The 14,189-nt window shown below is 69.1% G+C and carries 15 protein-coding genes; 8 read left to right on the plus strand and 7 right to left on the minus strand.

Features of this window, described 5'->3' with window-relative positions; translation table 11 throughout:
• Positions 1-149 precede the first annotated feature (149 nt).
• Complete coding sequence (locus A7B18_RS10540) at positions 150-1,391, plus strand: sugar efflux transporter (protein ID WP_102126655.1); 1,242 nt, start codon at positions 150-152, stop codon at positions 1,389-1,391.
• 71 nt (positions 1,392-1,462) lie between these two features.
• On the opposite strand, the gene trpA is transcribed toward A7B18_RS10540, so the two are convergent.
• The 3 genes from trpA to gluQRS are packed head-to-tail and all read right to left on the minus strand — an operon-like array spanning position 1,463 to position 4,500.
• Positions 1,463-2,263, minus strand: coding sequence for a tryptophan synthase subunit alpha (trpA, locus tag A7B18_RS10545; protein WP_102126656.1), 801 nt, complete (start codon positions 2,261-2,263; stop codon positions 1,463-1,465).
• A complete protein-coding gene (gene trpB / locus A7B18_RS10550) occupies positions 2,260-3,537 on the minus strand; it encodes a tryptophan synthase subunit beta (RefSeq protein ID WP_102126657.1) in 1,278 nt (425 codons plus the stop codon). The genes trpA and trpB overlap by 4 nt, the downstream gene beginning before the upstream one ends.
• A 57-nt stretch (positions 3,538-3,594) precedes the next feature.
• Entirely contained in the window at positions 3,595-4,500 is a 906-nt protein-coding gene (gene gluQRS / locus A7B18_RS10555; RefSeq protein ID WP_102126658.1) for a tRNA glutamyl-Q(34) synthetase GluQRS, read from the minus strand.
• 37 nt (positions 4,501-4,537) lie between these two features.
• On the opposite strand from gluQRS, the gene A7B18_RS10560 reads away from it, so the two are divergent.
• Positions 4,538-4,780, plus strand: coding sequence for a hypothetical protein (locus A7B18_RS10560; RefSeq protein ID WP_102126659.1), 243 nt, complete (start codon positions 4,538-4,540; stop codon positions 4,778-4,780).
• Here the strand turns inward: A7B18_RS10560 and A7B18_RS21420 are convergent.
• Positions 4,726-4,983: a hypothetical protein gene (locus A7B18_RS21420; protein WP_146009518.1), complete on the minus strand. Its 258-nt coding sequence runs from the start codon at positions 4,981-4,983 to the stop codon at positions 4,726-4,728. The two genes, A7B18_RS10560 and A7B18_RS21420, sit on opposite strands and share 55 nt — an antisense overlap.
• 52 nt (positions 4,984-5,035) lie before the next feature.
• On the opposite strand from A7B18_RS21420, the gene A7B18_RS10565 reads away from it, so the two are divergent.
• Entirely contained in the window at positions 5,036-5,869 is an 834-nt protein-coding gene (locus A7B18_RS10565; protein WP_102126674.1) for a PIG-L deacetylase family protein, read from the plus strand.
• 30 nt (positions 5,870-5,899) lie between these two features.
• Here A7B18_RS10565 and A7B18_RS10570 read toward each other — a convergent pair whose 3' ends face one another.
• From A7B18_RS10570 to A7B18_RS10580, 3 genes are read right to left on the minus strand one after another with little or no spacing between them, the layout of a single operon-like run.
• Positions 5,900-6,205 carry a roadblock/LC7 domain-containing protein gene (locus A7B18_RS10570; protein WP_102126660.1) on the minus strand — a complete coding sequence of 102 codons (306 nt, stop codon included), beginning with the start codon at positions 6,203-6,205 and terminating at the stop codon, positions 5,900-5,902.
• A complete protein-coding gene (locus tag A7B18_RS10575) occupies positions 6,202-6,543 on the minus strand; it encodes a roadblock/LC7 domain-containing protein (protein ID WP_102126661.1) in 342 nt (113 codons plus the stop codon). The genes A7B18_RS10570 and A7B18_RS10575 overlap by 4 nt, the downstream gene beginning before the upstream one ends.
• The gene (locus tag A7B18_RS10580) at positions 6,540-6,890 is read right to left on the minus strand and encodes a roadblock/LC7 domain-containing protein (RefSeq protein ID WP_102126662.1); all 351 of its coding nucleotides are present in this window, start codon (positions 6,888-6,890) and stop codon (positions 6,540-6,542) included. Before A7B18_RS10580 ends, A7B18_RS10575 begins: the two co-directional genes overlap by 4 nt.
• Positions 6,891-7,146: 256 nt before the next feature.
• Here A7B18_RS10580 and A7B18_RS10585 point away from each other — a divergent pair, with 256 nt between their 5' ends.
• The 5 genes from A7B18_RS10585 (at position 7,147) to A7B18_RS10605 (ending at position 13,984) form a co-directional block, all read left to right on the plus strand.
• The gene (locus A7B18_RS10585) at positions 7,147-7,692 is read left to right on the plus strand and encodes a hypothetical protein (protein WP_146009519.1); all 546 of its coding nucleotides are present in this window, start codon (positions 7,147-7,149) and stop codon (positions 7,690-7,692) included.
• A gap of 259 nt (positions 7,693-7,951) precedes the next feature.
• Positions 7,952-10,381 (plus strand): DNA gyrase subunit A, encoded by a 2,430-nt coding sequence (gyrA, locus tag A7B18_RS10590; protein ID WP_102126664.1) that lies wholly within the window; start codon positions 7,952-7,954, stop codon positions 10,379-10,381.
• Positions 10,382-10,719: 338 nt separating this feature from the next.
• Positions 10,720-11,334, plus strand: a complete 615-nt coding sequence (locus A7B18_RS10595) for a helix-turn-helix domain-containing protein (protein ID WP_102126665.1) — start codon at positions 10,720-10,722, stop codon at positions 11,332-11,334.
• A 133-nt stretch (positions 11,335-11,467) separates the two neighbouring features.
• Positions 11,468-12,847, plus strand: coding sequence for an FAD-dependent oxidoreductase (locus A7B18_RS10600; protein ID WP_102126666.1), 1,380 nt, complete (start codon positions 11,468-11,470; stop codon positions 12,845-12,847).
• 102 nt (positions 12,848-12,949) lie between these two features.
• The gene (locus A7B18_RS10605) at positions 12,950-13,984 is read left to right on the plus strand and encodes an NAD(P)/FAD-dependent oxidoreductase (protein WP_102126667.1); all 1,035 of its coding nucleotides are present in this window, start codon (positions 12,950-12,952) and stop codon (positions 13,982-13,984) included.
• Positions 13,985-14,189 lie beyond the last annotated feature (205 nt).

Consider the following 14,189-nt stretch of genomic DNA (forward strand, 5'->3'; position numbering starts at 1 on the left):
CGCCTGACGGTGGGGTCCCCTTCGCCTTGACCGGAGGTTCGAAGGCTTGGCCGGGATAGAGGGACGTGAGGCGCCCTCGGAGGCCAGCCGACCTCAATACCCTGTGCTGAGGGGCACGGAACCCATCCACAGACGCTAGGGTGACGCGCATGGCGGAACGCTCCCCCTCCTCCCCTCCCGCCGCCGCCCTCGCCGCCATCTGGCGCCTTCCCCACGCCCCCGGTCTGGCCTTCACGGTCCTCCTCATCGGCCTGGCCCTGTCACTCGCCGGGCCCTACCTCCCCCTGTTCGCCGTGAACCGTCTTCACCTCACGCCGCTGCAACTGGGTATCTTCCTCACCCTGACCGCCGTGAGCAGCGTGCTGATCAGCACCCGGCTGGCCCGCCTGTCCGACCGCCTCCCGGACCGCCGCCCCATCCTGCTCCTGGCGCTGGCGGCGGGCGCGCTCGGGTACGCGGGGCTGAGCGTCACCCGGGCGTATCCGGTGATGCTGCTCATCGGGGCAACGCTGCTGGCGACGGGCGCGGCGGCTTTCCCGCAGGTGTTCTCGCTCGCTCGGGCGCAGTTCGCGCTGGTGCCGGGGACCCCCCCCGACCGGGCGGTGACGGCGCTCAGATCGGTCTTCGCCCTCGCCTGGGTCGTCGGGCCGGGGGTGGGGGCCTTCGCCCTCGCGCGGCTGGACTTCGGGGGGCTCTTCCTCCTCACGGCGGGGTGTCTCGCGCTCGCGGCCCTGCCCGTCTTGCGAATCAAGGCCGCGCCGCCCGCTCCCGTGAACACCGTGGCGGACGTGGAACCGCAGCAGAAGGCGAGTCCCCGCCGACCCCTCGCCTGGGTCACCCTGGCCTTCGTGCTGTACGGCATGAGCATGAGCATGGGCATGACGATGTTCCCGCTGCTCGTCACCCGGGTGCTCGGCGGCACGGACGGGCAGGTGGGCTTTCTGGTGGGGTTTTGCGCCCTGCTGGAGATTCCGCTGATGCTCGCCTTCGTGGCGGCGCGGCGGCTGCCCTCCACCGAGCGGCTGGTGAAGTGGGCGATGGCGCTCTTCGTGCTGCACTTCGCGCTGCTCTTCCTCGCGCAGGGGACGCCTCTGCTCGTCGTCACCCAGGCGGTGCGGGCCGCGGTGCTCGCCGTGCTCGCGGGGCTGGGCATGGCGTACTTTCAGGAACTCATGCCGGGCCGCTTCGGCGTCGCCACCACCCTGTACTCGAACACCATGAACGTCGGGGGCATGTTCGCGGGGATCGTGTCGGGGGCGTGCGCGCAGCTCTTCGGCTACCGGGCCGTGTTCCTGCTGTGCGCGGCCCTCACCCTGGGGGCGTGGGTGGTCATGCAGGCGATCACGCGCTCGCGGGTGACGACGAGGCGGAAGGTCGAAGCGCCGCTGTAACGTCACCTCCAGGCAAAGGGACAGGGGCCAGCCTCGCGGTATGCGGCTGGCCCCTCCTCTTGGTCGAAGGTCTACCGTCGGCACCCCTCGGCGATGCTCGCGGCGAGCGCCTCCACGTCCTTCCCAGCCTTCACCGCGTTGATGAAGGCGCTTCCCACGACCACCCCGTCCGCCACCCCGGCGACCTGACGGGCGGTGGCGGCGTCCTTGACCCCGAAGCCTACGGCGACGGGCACCCGCGCGTGCTCGCGGGCGAGGGCGAGCATGGCGGGCACCTCGCCGAGTGCCGTCCCCTCCCGCGCCCCGGTCACGCCCGTCACCGAGACGGCGTACAGGAAGCCGGTGCAGGCGTCCGCGACCAGCCGCACCCGCTCCGGCGTGCTCGTCGGCGCGATCAGGAACGTCACCGCCAGGCCGTGCTCGGCGGCGAGGTCCGCGATTTCGAGGTCCTGGTCGGGCGGCAGGTCGGGGAGGATCAGGCCGTCCACCCCCGCGTCCTTGCTCAAACGCATGAACTCGCGCGGCCCGACGGCGTAGACCGGGTTCACGTAGGTCATGATCACGATGGGCGTGTCGTGCCGCTGGCGCAGGTCCTTCACGAGCGCCAGGGTGCGCCGCGTGCTCGTGCCCCCCGCCAGCGCCTGCTCGGACGCCCGCTGGATGGTGGGGCCGTCGCCCAGGGGGTCGGAGTAGGGGATGCCGACTTCCAGCAGGTCCGCGTGGGCGAGCAGAGCGTCGGCGACGGCGGGAAATTCCTCGGCGCTGGGGTACCCAGCCGTCATGAAGGGGATGAAGGCCGCGCGACCCTCTGCCTTAGCCCCGTCGAAGGCGGCGTGGATCCGCTCGGCGCCCCTCGTCAACGTCGCGGTCATGCCAGCACCTCCAGGGTGACCTGCTCAACTTCCTTGTCCAGCAGGCCCTGGTCCCGCTCCATCTCCAGCAGGCGCATGACCTCCGCCACGTCCTTGTCGCCGCGCCCGGAGAGGTTGACCACGATCACGCCGTCCGGCCCGAGTTCCTGCGCCAGCCTCACCGCATGATAGATGGCGTGCGCGCTTTCCAGGGCCGGGATGATGCCCTCCAGGCGGGTGAGGAGTTGCAGGGCTTCGAGGGCCTGCGCGTCGGTCACGGGCACGTACTCGGCCACGCCCGTTTCACTGTAGTGGCAGTGTTCGGGGCCGATGCCGGGGTAATCCAGGCCCGCGCTGATGGAATGCGGCGGGACGATCTGGCCCTCGTCGTCGTTGAGGAGGTACATCATCGAGCCGTGGAGGACACCGATGCGGCCCCCCGCCACGCTCGCCGCGTGCCTGCCGCTCTCCACGCCCTCCCCGGCGGCCTCGGTGCCGATGAGTCGGGGACGCTCCCCGGCGGGCAGGTAAGCGTACGGCGCGAAGATGCCGATGGCATTCGAGCCCCCGCCCACGCAGGCGACGATGGCATCGGGCGTGACGCGGCCCTCCACCGCCTGAAGCTGCACCTTGACCTCCTCGCCGATCACGGCCTGGAAGTCGCGCACCATCGCCGGGTAGGGGTGCGGGCCGACCACCGAGCCCAGAATGTAGAACGTGTCCCGCACGTTCGTCACCCAGTCGCGGATCGCCTCGTTCGTCGCGTCCTTGAGGGTGCTCGTGCCGGAGGTGACCTCGCGGACCTCGGCGCCCAGGAGCCGCATCCGGAAGACGTTGAGCGCCTGGCGGCGGATGTCCTCGGCGCCCATGTACACCACGCAGTCCAGGCCCAGCAGGGCGGCGGCGGTGGCGGAGGCGACCCCGTGCTGTCCGGCCCCCGTCTCGGCGATCACGCGGCGCTTGCCCATCCGCACGGCGAGGAGGGCCTGGGCGAGGCAGTTGTTGATCTTGTGCGCGCCCGTGTAGTTGAAGTCTTCGCGCTTGAGGTAGATCTTCGCCCCGCCCGCGTGCTCGGTCAGCCGCTGGGCGAGGTAGAGGGGGCTGGGGCGGCCCACGAACTCCCTGAAGAGGCGGTCGAGTTCGTTCAGGAAGGCGGGATCGGTCTTGGCAGCCCGGTACGCGGCCTCGAGTTCGTCGAGCGCGGGGATCAGCGTCTCGGGGACGTAGCGCCCGCCGAAGCGTCCGTAGCGCCCGCGCCCATCCGGTTGCGGATAGCTGGGGAGTGTCAGGGACATGATCCTCAGGATAGAATTCCGTGCCTAACGTGCGTTCGGAAAACTTAGACAAGTCGTCTAAGTTTGTGGTGGCAAAGGGAATTGGACCACAGCCAATTGCGCCCGCCAGAACGGCAACAGTTCGACCGCCGAGACGACCTCCGGCGTCTCCCAACCCAGCGAGCGGGCGAGCGTGGCAAGGACGCGGCCCGGCTCCTCTCCCCCCTCGCGCAGGGCCATCAGGGGCGGCGCTCCCCCCCGCTTGGCGAGGCGGTTGCCGCGAAAGTCGGTCATCAGGGGGACGTGAAGGTAACGCGGCGTCGGGTAGCTCAACGCCCTTTGCAGCGCAATCTGCCGCGGCGTGGCGGGCCAGAGGTCGGCGCCCCGCACCACGTCCGTTACGCCCATCAACCCGTCGTCCACCACGACCGCGAGGTGGTAGGCGTAGGCCCCGTCGTTGCGGCGGAGCACGAAGTCGCCGACCTCGGCGGGGAGGGGCAGGCAGAGGGTCTCCCGGGTCAGGGCGTCGTGCGCGCAGACAGTCTCGTCGGGCACCCACCAGCGCAGGGCGGCGGGGCGCTCCGGGTTCACGCTGCCCGACCGGCACGTTCCCGGGTAAACGGGCTCCTCACCGTGGGGGGCGCCCGCGCTCGCCTGAATGGCGGCCAGCACCTCACGCCGGGTGCAGGTGCAGGGGTAGGTATCGAGCCGCGTCACCGCCTCCGCGTACACGTCCAGCCGCTGCGACTGCGTATACTCCGCGTCCCAGTCCAGCCCCAGCCATTCCAGGTCACGCCGGGTGGTGTCGAAGGCCCAGCCCCTCATCCGCCCGGTGTCGAGGTCCTCGAAGCGCAGGAGGTGACGGCCCCCCAGGGCGCGGGAGTGCACCCACGCGAGGAGGGCCGTGCGCGCGTTCCCCAGGTGCATCGCGCCCGTCGGGCTAGGGGCGAACCGGCCCACCACGGGGGGAGAGGCGGAGGTCATCGGCGTCAGGGTAACGCCATCTCCGCATCATGTCCCCATGACCGTTCCCACCCCGGATCAGGACCGCCTGACAACCTTGCTGAACTCGGAGACGTATTGGACGGCGCGGACGATGCGCGAGCAGGGCAGCCGCTTCTACCGGGCGCTCGGCGAGGCATTGGAGGCCGCCGACCTGGGCAACCGCCGACTGATCTACGCGACGTGGACGGACGCGATCTGGGACTTCTACGAGCGCGGCCTGCGTCTGGAGGCGGAGGAGGGCGCCTCGGGCGAGGGTTGACCGAACAGCACGTAAAGGACCTCCCGAGCCACCGTCCGCAGCGTGCCGACCGGACCGACCGGAGCCTGCGTCTTCTCCAGCCGCCCCCGCTTCCGGTCGAAGCGTCGGCGCTCGGCCTCTGAGAGACCCGGCACCGGCTGGCCGATCAGGGCGAGGAGCAGTTGCGACAGCAGGTCGCGCAGGGTTCGCAGGGCCTCTTTCACCCTAAGGATTACGCCAACCGGCGGGCGGATGTTCCGGGCGTACACTGCCCGGATGAGCTTCGCACAGCAACCTACCCTCCTCGCGGTGTTCGCCCACCCCGACGACGAGGCCTTCAGCGTCGGCGGCACCCTGACCCATTACGCGCGGCGGGGCGTGCGGGTGGTGCTCGCCTGCGCGACCCGCGGCGAGGCCGGGAAGATCACCGTGCCGGGCATGACCGTGGACGACCTCGGCCAGCAGCGCGAGAGGGAACTGCGCGAGGCGTGCCGAGCGCTGGAGATTCCCGAGCCCGTGTTTCTCGACTTCCACGACTCGGGCCGCTACGAGCGCACCCGCACGGGCGACCCCCTCGCGCTGATGAACGTCACCCCCCTCGACGCGGAGGTCAAAATCCGCGCGCTGATCGAGGAGGTGCGGCCCCAGGTCATGGTGACCTTCGACCCGCACGGGGGCTACGGGCACATCGACCACCTCCAGATTCACCGGGCGGCGGTGGGCGCCTTTTTCAGCACCGGACATGTGCCGGGCGGGGGGCCGCGGCGGCTGTATTTCACGGCGTTCACGCACGAGGCGGCACAGGGGATCGCCCGCATGGGGCAAGACCTCGATCCCCTGGTCTACGGGGTCAGCGAGGACACCATCGCCGTGCGGATGAACGTCGCCGCCTACGCGGAGAACAAGAAAGCCGCCCTCGCCGCCCACGGCACCCAGACGGGCGAGACGAGCCTGCTGGGCCGCATGAGCGCCGAGGAACGTCAGGCGATGGAGACCCGCCTGCTCGGCGTCGAGAGCTTCGCCATCGGCGGGACGCGCACGCCCATCCCCACCCTGCCGCTCCGGGGGCTGTTCGACGGGGTGCCAGGGTTTGAGGCGTTGCACGAGTAAGGGACAGAGACGCGCAGGGAGCCCGCAGTCCTACCCCTGTCCCAGCAGCCTGCGCACCGCGAAGCGCACCCGGCCCAGGTTCGCCACGTCGTCGAAGGCGGTGAGCAGAATCTGGTCGCCGTGCGGGGTCAACAGGAGGGGACCGCCCTCCACGTCGAGGAGGAGGTCCTGCCACTGCCCCTGCCCGAGGGCCGCCTGGAGGCTGCCGATGACCGCGCGCCCGGGCCCCACGACGCTGAGGTCCGCCCCCTCCCCCACCGCAGTGACAACGGCGCCGCGCGCATCCACCAGGGCGGCGTGCCTTACCCCACGAACGTCGAGCAGCGGCGCGATCACGCGTGCTCCAGCATGGGGAGGTCGGTGAGTTCCGAGGCGAGGCGGGCGAGGAGTTGCTGCGCGCCCCGCGTGTCGGTGCCCCGTTGCAGGGCGGCGGCCAGGATGAAGCTCTCCCCGGCCACCGCGACGACCTCCACCCGGTCCGACGTGAAAGCCACCCGGGTGACCGGACCGGCACCGAGACGGCGGCCCATCCGCTCCAGCCCGGCCCGCAGCGAGGTCACCTCGGCGGCGAGGGCGTCCCCGCCGGAGCCCAGCGTTTCGAGGGGCAGGCCGTCGGGACCCGCGAGGACGGCGCCCACCAGGCCGGGAACAGGGCGCAGAAGGTCGAGCCTCACAGGGAGGCCTCCAGCCCGCGGGCAGCGGCGCGGCCATACAGCCGGGCCTGCCCGAGATTGCTGCGCCCGTCGAGCGCGAGGAGCAGGAAGAAGTCGGCGGTGATGGGGTGCAGGTACACGCTGACCCGCTCGCCGCGCAGGTACAACTCGCGGGGGCTGGCGTCCCCCAGGGTCTCGCTGTAAGAGGCGTTGGCGGCACGCATCAGCCCGGCGTGTTCGGCCACGAGAAGGCCCAGGTCGGTGTCGGCGGCGGCGTGGCCCTCGACGAGCAGGCCGTCGAGTCCGCCGATGGCGGCGGCCCACGCGCCGTCCACGTCCGTCACGAGTTGCGTGAGGTGGGGGAGCATCGAGGCACATGGTAGGCGTCCTCCTCACGCAAAACTCTGACAGGACGAGGCCGGGCTTTCCTCGTCCCGGCGTTGCCCAGGTTCCGATCCGCCGCGCCCGAAAGGCGCGGGGTCCTACCCGTGCCGGGCTCCACCTGCCTCTGCGGCCCTGCTATGCTCTGACCAACTCAGAGTTCGTCTATGTCTCGGGCGGCACCCACTCCGTTGGGGCAGGCTTGCGGGAAACCATTCGGGTAAGGAAGTGGAGGCATTGGACGTGACGGCCCCGGCACCTTCACCAGCCCCCGCGCCCCGGGGGGGACGTTCGGGTGGGAGCCGCATCCACGCCTCCTTCGACCTGTCACGGCTGCCGCCCTCGCTCCAGATCCTCGTCTCGACGCTGGAGGAGTGGGCCGAGGCCAACCGGCGAGACGCGCGCAACGACACGGTCCGGTACTGGGTATTCAAGGTGCCCGTCATCGTCAGCTCGGCGTCGGCGGGGGTCCTCGCTCTCACCGGGAACGCCACCGTCGCAGCCATAGCCGCCGGACTGGCGAGCGCGTGCGCCCTGATTGATGCGGTGAATCCCGGAGGGGCGTTGCGGAACGCCCACCTCCAGGCCCTTCACGATCTGCGTGCGCTCCAACACCAGGTGTACTGGGACTGGGAGGAGTTGCAGTATCAGAACCTGACGGACGAGGAGGTCAACCGGAAGGTGGGCGAAATCCTCGGGCGAGGCAGACAGCGCATGGCTCTGATCGGAGAACAGCTCAAGCTGGCCGAAACCCGGTTCGCGGCACCCGAGACCAAGTCGTTCATGTAGTCCATGTTGTCGCGAGGACGGACAGAAGGCGGGCTCCACCCAACCTTCCGGAGAAGTTCTTCCGCGCGCCTCCTTCCCCGCCGATTCCCAGTTTTTCCCGTCCCGGTGCGGTAGAATACCCGGTGGAATAGAGGGGTGGGTCGTTATGCTATCAGCGTAATATGGTAGACTCATTCCACGCCTGGCCCCTTGCCGGGTCCACCAACGCCCCCGCCGACGGGCCTATTTTCCCCGTGCGGCGCGCACAGACTGGAGCCTCATGACTGGAATTCAACCTGTTGACATCACCAGCGAAGTCAAGACGAACTTCATCAACTACGCGATGAACGTGATCGTGGACCGCGCGCTGCCCGACGTGCGCGACGGTCTCAAGCCCGTGCAGCGGCGGATCATGTACGCGATGCTGCAAGAAGGCCTCGCCGCCAACCAGAAGCACGCCAAGTCGGCGGCGGTGGTCGGCGAGGTGATGAAGAAGTACCACCCCCACGGCGACGCCTCGATCTACGACGCGATGGTGCGGCTGGGCCAGTGGTGGAACATGCGCTACACGATGGTGGACCCGCAGGGCAACTTCGGTTCCATCGACGGCGACCCGCCCGCCGCCATGCGCTACACCGAAGCGCGCATGACCAAACTCGCCGAGGAGGTGCTCGCCGACCTCGAAAAGGAGACGGTCGACCTCAAGCCCAACTACGACGAGACGACCGTCGAGCCCACGGTGCTGCCGTCCGCCGTCCCCAACCTGCTCGTGAACGGGGCGGCGGGGATCGCGGTGGGGATGGCGACGAACATCCCGCCGCACAACCTGACCGAGATCAGCAATGGTCTCCTCGCCCTGATCGACAACCCGAACATCACGCTCGACGAGATGATGACCCACGTGCAGGGGCCGGACTTCCCCACGGGCGGGCGCATCTCCCGGCAGGGCATCCGCGACGCCTACGCGACCGGGCACGCCGGGCTGAAGGTGCGCGGCAAGGCCCGCATCGACGAGAAGAACGGGCGGGCGCAGATCATCATCTCCGAAATTCCCTATCAGGTGAACAAGACCAACCTGATCCAGACGATCTCGGCGATGTACAAGGCGGGCAAGATCCCCGACATCTCGGCCCTGCGCGACGAGTCCGACCGCAAGGAGCCCGTGCGGATCGTCATCGAGCTCAAGCGCGGCGCGATCCCGACCCTGGTGCTCAACCAGCTCTACAAGTACACGCAACTGCAATCGACCTTCACGGTGATCAACCTCAGCATCGTAGGGGGCGAGCCGCGCGTGCTGCCGCTGATCGACACGATGCGGCACTACCTCACCCACCGCCGCGACGTGGTGACCCGGCGCACCGCCTACGACCTGCGCAAGGCCGAGGAACGGGCGCACGTCCTGGAGGGCCTGCTCAAGGCGCTCGACAACATCGACGAGGTGATCGAACGCATCCGGGCCGCGAACACGGCGGCGGAGGCGCGCGACGCGTTGATGGGGAGATTCGACCTCACCGAGATTCAGGCGCAGGCGATCCTCGACATGCGGCTGCAACGCCTCGTGGGCCTGGAGCGCGAGCGGCTGATGGCCGAGTACGACGAGCTGCAAAAGATCATCGAGCGGCTGCGCGGCATCCTGGGCGACGAGCGGCTGCTGTGGCGCGAGATCAAAAAGGAAATCCGCGACGTGCGCGACCGCTACGGCGACGCCCGCCGCAGCGTGATCACCCAGCTCGAGGACGACATCTCCAAGGAAGACCTGATCGCTGTCGAGGACATGGTGATCACCATGACCAAGGCGGGGTACCTCAAGCGCACGAACCTGGGCGCCTACCGGGCACAGAGCCGCGGCGGGCGCGGGGCAAGTGGCGGCAGGCTGCGCGAGGAGGACATCAACACGAGCGTCTTCGTGGGCTCCACGCACGACTACCTGCTGTTCTTCACCGACCAGGGCCGGGTCTTCCACGAGAAGATCTACGACCTCCCGGAGGCGGGCCGCGACGCCAAGGGCACGCACATCCGCAACCTGCTGCCTTCCCTGCGTGAGGACGAGAACATCGCCTCCGTGCTCAGCGTGAAGGGCTTCGACGAGCCGGGCAGCTTCGTGTTCGCCACCCGCAAGGGCGTGGTCAAGCGAACCCTGATCACCGATTACGGCAACATCACCTCGGCGGGGCTGATCGCCATCAACCTCCAGCCGGGCGACGAGCTGATCGGCGTGGGCATCCAGCGTGACGGCGACGACGTGGTGCTCGCCACCCGCGAGGGGCAGGCGATGCGCTTCTCGGCGACCGAGGTGCGTGACACGGGCCGCGCGACCCAGGGCGTGATCGGCATCCGGCTGCGCGAGGACGACGCCGTGGTGAGCATGGCGCTCGTGCCCGGCGGCGACGAGGGCAGCGAACTGCTGGCCGTCAGCGAGTACGGGCTGGGCAAGCGCACCCCGGTGGGCGACTACCCCAGCAAGGGACGCGGCGGCCTGGGTGTGATCACCCTCGGCGTGACCGACAAGACGGGCAAGCTCGTGACCCTGACCCACGTCGCCGGGAACGAGGAGCTGATGGTCCTGACCGAGAAGGGGACCGTCATCCGCACCCGCGTCGAGGAGGTCCGCGTGACGGGCCGCGCCGCCCAGGGCGTCAAGGTCATCAACATCGGCGACAAGGACCGCGTGATCAGCGCCTTCCCCATCCGCCGCGAGGACGAGCTGTAGCCTTCGGCGAAGCGATTCTCGACGCGCCCGGCCCCGGTGGTCGGGCGCATTTCCCTTTTGGAGACTCCGGTTCACGCCCTCTCGCACAGAGTCTGCCTGGGCATCGGGGTCGCGTTTCCAATAAAGCGGGAATGAGAGGAACATACCCCTCGTCCCCCCTGTTTTTGTCGTTTCAGTCGGCCTCGGCGTGCGGAGGACACCCGGCTTGGATGGTGAGCTAAACGCTGATTAAAGAAACAAAACTGTTTACAAAAACGTGATCAGATGTTACACTGTGATCCATGCGGGGATGCGACTGCTCCCCCCTCTCCGATCTCAACGCCCAGGAGGCGAGCCACATGACGCAGACCAACTCCTCCCTGACCAAGACCTTCGTCGACACCGTGACCTACCGCCCTGGCGCGGTGATCCTCTATCCCGGCAAGAGCGACATGCTCTACCGCGTCGCGAGCGGGCTGGTTCGCATCCACACGATGGACGACGACGGCAACGGCCTGACCCTGCGCTACGTCAAGCCCGGTGAGTACTTCGGCGAGGAGGCCCTCGCGGGTGTCAACCGCGCCTACTTCGCGGAGGCCGTCACCGACTCCAGCGTGGACGTGATCAACCCCGCGCTGATGACCGCCGAGGACAACCTCGTGGTCACCACCCACCTCGTCAAGACGCTGGAGCGCGCCTACGAGAGCATCTACCGCCTCGTCGGTAAGCGGCTGCGCGCCCGGATCGCGGGGGAGCTGCTGGAGCTCAAGGACACGGCCCTCGCCACCCAGCTCGACTCCGGCGAGACGATGATCTACGCCACCCACGACGAGCTGGCCGCCGCGGTGGGCTCGGTGCGCGAGACCGTCACCAAGGTCGTCGGCGAACTCAGCCGCGAGGGCGTGATCAGCGCCGGGTACGGCAAGATCACCCTCAAGAACGAGCAGGCGCTGAGCACCATCGCCGCCGCGTAGAGTCCCATCCAGCCTAGACCGCCCTGGTTCACGCCGGGCGGTTTCTGCTTTTGTCCTCCGTGACCGGACGTGTGACGGGATTCGTCCAGATACAGGCCCTGCTTCCCTCAGACACGGACTTTACACTCCCCGTATGACGACCTTCACCCCCGAACGACCCCTGCGCGTGGCCGTGATCGGCAGCGGCCCGAGCGGCATCTACGCCGCCGAGGCGCTGACCAAGCAGACGGACACTCCCGTCGAGGTGGATGTGTTCGACCGCCTGCCGACCCCCTACGGCCTCGTGCGCTACGGGGTCGCGCCCGACCACCTCACCATCAAGAGCGTGACCAAGGCCTTCGAGAAGACCTTATCGGACCCCCGCGTCCGCTTCCTCGGCAATGTCGAGTTCGGCAGCGACCTCAGCTACGAGGAGGCGCGGGCGCACTACGACGCCGTCGTCTATACCGTGGGCGCGTCCTCCGACCGCCGCCTGGGCATTCCCGGCGAGGACCTGTTGGGCTCGATGAGCGCGACCGAGTTCGTCGCCTGGTACAACGGGCACCCCGACGCGGCGGCGCGCGAGATGCTGCTGAACGCGACGGGCGTGGCGGTCGTCGGCGTCGGGAACGTGGCGCTCGACGTGAGCCGCATCCTCGTCAAGACGGTCGCCGAGCTGCGGGAGAGCGACATCGCCGAGCACGCGCTGGGCGCGCTGGAGCGCAGCCAGGTCAAGGACGTGTGGGTGCTGGGGCGGCGTGGACCCGTGCAGGCCGCCTTCACGACCAAGGAGCTGCGCGAGTTCGGCGAGCTGGAGGGGGCCGATCCCATCGTCAAGACCGCCGAGGTGCAGGTGGACGAGGAGACGGAGGCGGCCCTCACCGACAACACCAAGAAGAAGAACCTGGAGGTCTTGCGCGACTTCGCCGTCCGCACGCCCGAGGGGAGGGAGCGCCGCATCCACCTGCGCTTCCTGGTCTCACCGGTCGAGATTGTGGACGACGGCGAGGGGAACGTGGGCGGGCTCAGAATCGAGCGCAACCGGCTGGACGAGAACGGCAACGCGGTGGGCACGGGCGAGTACGAGACGCTGCCCGTTCAGATGGTGCTGCGGTCCATCGGGTACAAGGGGGTGGCGCTTCCCGGCGTGCCCTTCGACGAGAAAAAGGGCGTGGTCCCCAACGTGGAGGGGCGGGTGGAGGGCCGTCCCGGCGAGTACACGGCGGGCTGGATCAAACGCGGCCCCAGCGGCGTGATCGGCACCAACAAGAAGGACGCGGTGGACACGGTGGCGCACCTGCTCGCCGACGCGAAGGCCGGGGCGTTGCCCGAGCCCGCTCAGCCGAACCGCGAGGCGGTCGACGCGCTGCTCTCGGGCAAGGGGGTGGACGTGTACACCTTCGAGGACTGGCAGGAGCTGGACGCGCACGAACTCGCGCGGGGCAAGGCGCAGGGTCGCCCGCGCGGCAAGGTGGTCCACAAGCACGAGATGCTCCAGCACCGCCGCAAGGCGTTGGAGAAGGTGGAAGGCTAAAGGCAGAAGGCTGGAGAGACGAGGCTGGGAGGGGATCTCAGCCTCTGTCTTTTGCGGCGCCCGTCCATTTCCGGGCCGCACCCTTCTGCGATACTTCGCGCCATGCAGGCCGAGCCCACGCACACCTCCACCCCGCCCCGCAGCGACGTTCTGGTCGTCGGAGGCGGCCCGGCGGGACTGCACGCCGCCTTCTACGCGGGCTGGCGCGGCCTGAGCGTGCGGCTGCTGGAGGCGCGGGGCGAGTTGGGTGGGCAACTGATGGCCCTCTACCCCGACAAGACGGTGTACGACGCGCCCGGCAGGCCGCAGACGCGGGCGGCGGACCTCGTGCGGGCGCTGGAAGACCAGCTCGCCCCCCTCGGAGTGGACGTGCGGACGGGCGAGGTGGCGCGCACCCTGGAGCCGGACGGGGAGGGCGGCTGGGTGGTGAGCACAGATCAGAGAAGCTACGAGGCGGGGGCCGTCATCCTCGCGGCGGGACTGGGCGCCCTGCTGCCGCGGGAGGCGCGGGTGCCGGGGGTGGAGGCTCATCCGGACGTGCGGACGGACCTGCCCGACCCCGCCGAACTCGCAGGCAAGCGCGTCCTCGTGGTTGGCGGGGTGCCCCAGGCCACACGGGCCGCGCTCGAACTCGCGGACGCGGGGGCGGAAGTGACCCTGACCCACCGCCGGGCAGGCTTTCGGGGCGAGACGGGGGAGTTGGCGCGGCTGGAGGAGTTGCGCTCGAATGGCCGTGTGCGGGTCTTCGCGCCTGCCGTCCTCCAAGGGCTCACGCCACAGGGGGCGGAGTTGACGGTGAACGGCGAGTCCGTCCACATCCCCGCCGACACCATCCTCGTTCTCAACGGCTACCTCCCCGACCTTTCCCCCCTTCAGGGCTGGCCGCTCGAATGGGACGGCGAGTACGTCCCCGACGGCCAGGGCGGGGAGACCTCACTTCCCGGCGTGTACGTCGTCGGCGACCTCGCCCGCTCCGGCAAGGATTTCAAGCTGCTTTCGCTCGCCTTCGCGCAGGCCGCCATCGCCGCCAATCATGCCGCACACCACGTCCGTCCAGACCTCAAGGTGAGGCCGGGGCACAGCAGCGAACGGGGCGGGTATCCGGTCGGAGGTGAGGAGAGGGCTCCGTCCCGATAATTTGCCGGGCCCTACCCGTGTAGGTGTCGCTTCTACAATAGTTTCATGACGGCTGCGCCCACTCCCCTCGTGATTTATACTCAGAACTTGCACCTGAATAGGTAGCGAAAAAGCGCTCCCAGGGGCGAGAAAGAGGGTGTGTGGAACCTCAAGCTTCGCGGGGAGCGCGCTCGTATTTTGGCAGATGCGCTCCTCGCTGTCCCGA

This window comes from Deinococcus planocerae, assembly GCF_002869765.1.
Classification (GTDB): Bacteria; Deinococcota; Deinococci; order Deinococcales; family Deinococcaceae; genus Deinococcus; species Deinococcus planocerae.

Coding starts and splice junctions, on each gene's coding strand:
- A7B18_RS10540 (WP_102126655.1), top strand. CDS start 150: ATGGCGGAACGCTCCCCCTCCTCCCCTCCCGCCGCCGCCCTCGCCGCC.
- trpA (WP_102126656.1), bottom strand. CDS start 2,263: ATGACCGCGACGTTGACGAGGGGCGCCGAGCGGATCCACGCCGCCTTC.
- trpB (WP_102126657.1), bottom strand. CDS start 3,537: ATGTCCCTGACACTCCCCAGCTATCCGCAACCGGATGGGCGCGGGCGC.
- gluQRS (WP_102126658.1), bottom strand. CDS start 4,500: ATGACCTCCGCCTCTCCCCCCGTGGTGGGCCGGTTCGCCCCTAGCCCG.
- A7B18_RS10560 (WP_102126659.1), top strand. CDS start 4,538: ATGACCGTTCCCACCCCGGATCAGGACCGCCTGACAACCTTGCTGAAC.
- A7B18_RS10565 (WP_102126674.1), top strand. CDS start 5,036: ATGAGCTTCGCACAGCAACCTACCCTCCTCGCGGTGTTCGCCCACCCC.
- A7B18_RS10580 (WP_102126662.1), bottom strand. CDS start 6,890: ATGCTCCCCCACCTCACGCAACTCGTGACGGACGTGGACGGCGCGTGG.
- gyrA (WP_102126664.1), top strand. CDS start 7,952: ATGACTGGAATTCAACCTGTTGACATCACCAGCGAAGTCAAGACGAAC.
- A7B18_RS10595 (WP_102126665.1), top strand. CDS start 10,720: ATGACGCAGACCAACTCCTCCCTGACCAAGACCTTCGTCGACACCGTG.
- A7B18_RS10600 (WP_102126666.1), top strand. CDS start 11,468: ATGACGACCTTCACCCCCGAACGACCCCTGCGCGTGGCCGTGATCGGC.
- A7B18_RS10605 (WP_102126667.1), top strand. CDS start 12,950: ATGCAGGCCGAGCCCACGCACACCTCCACCCCGCCCCGCAGCGACGTT.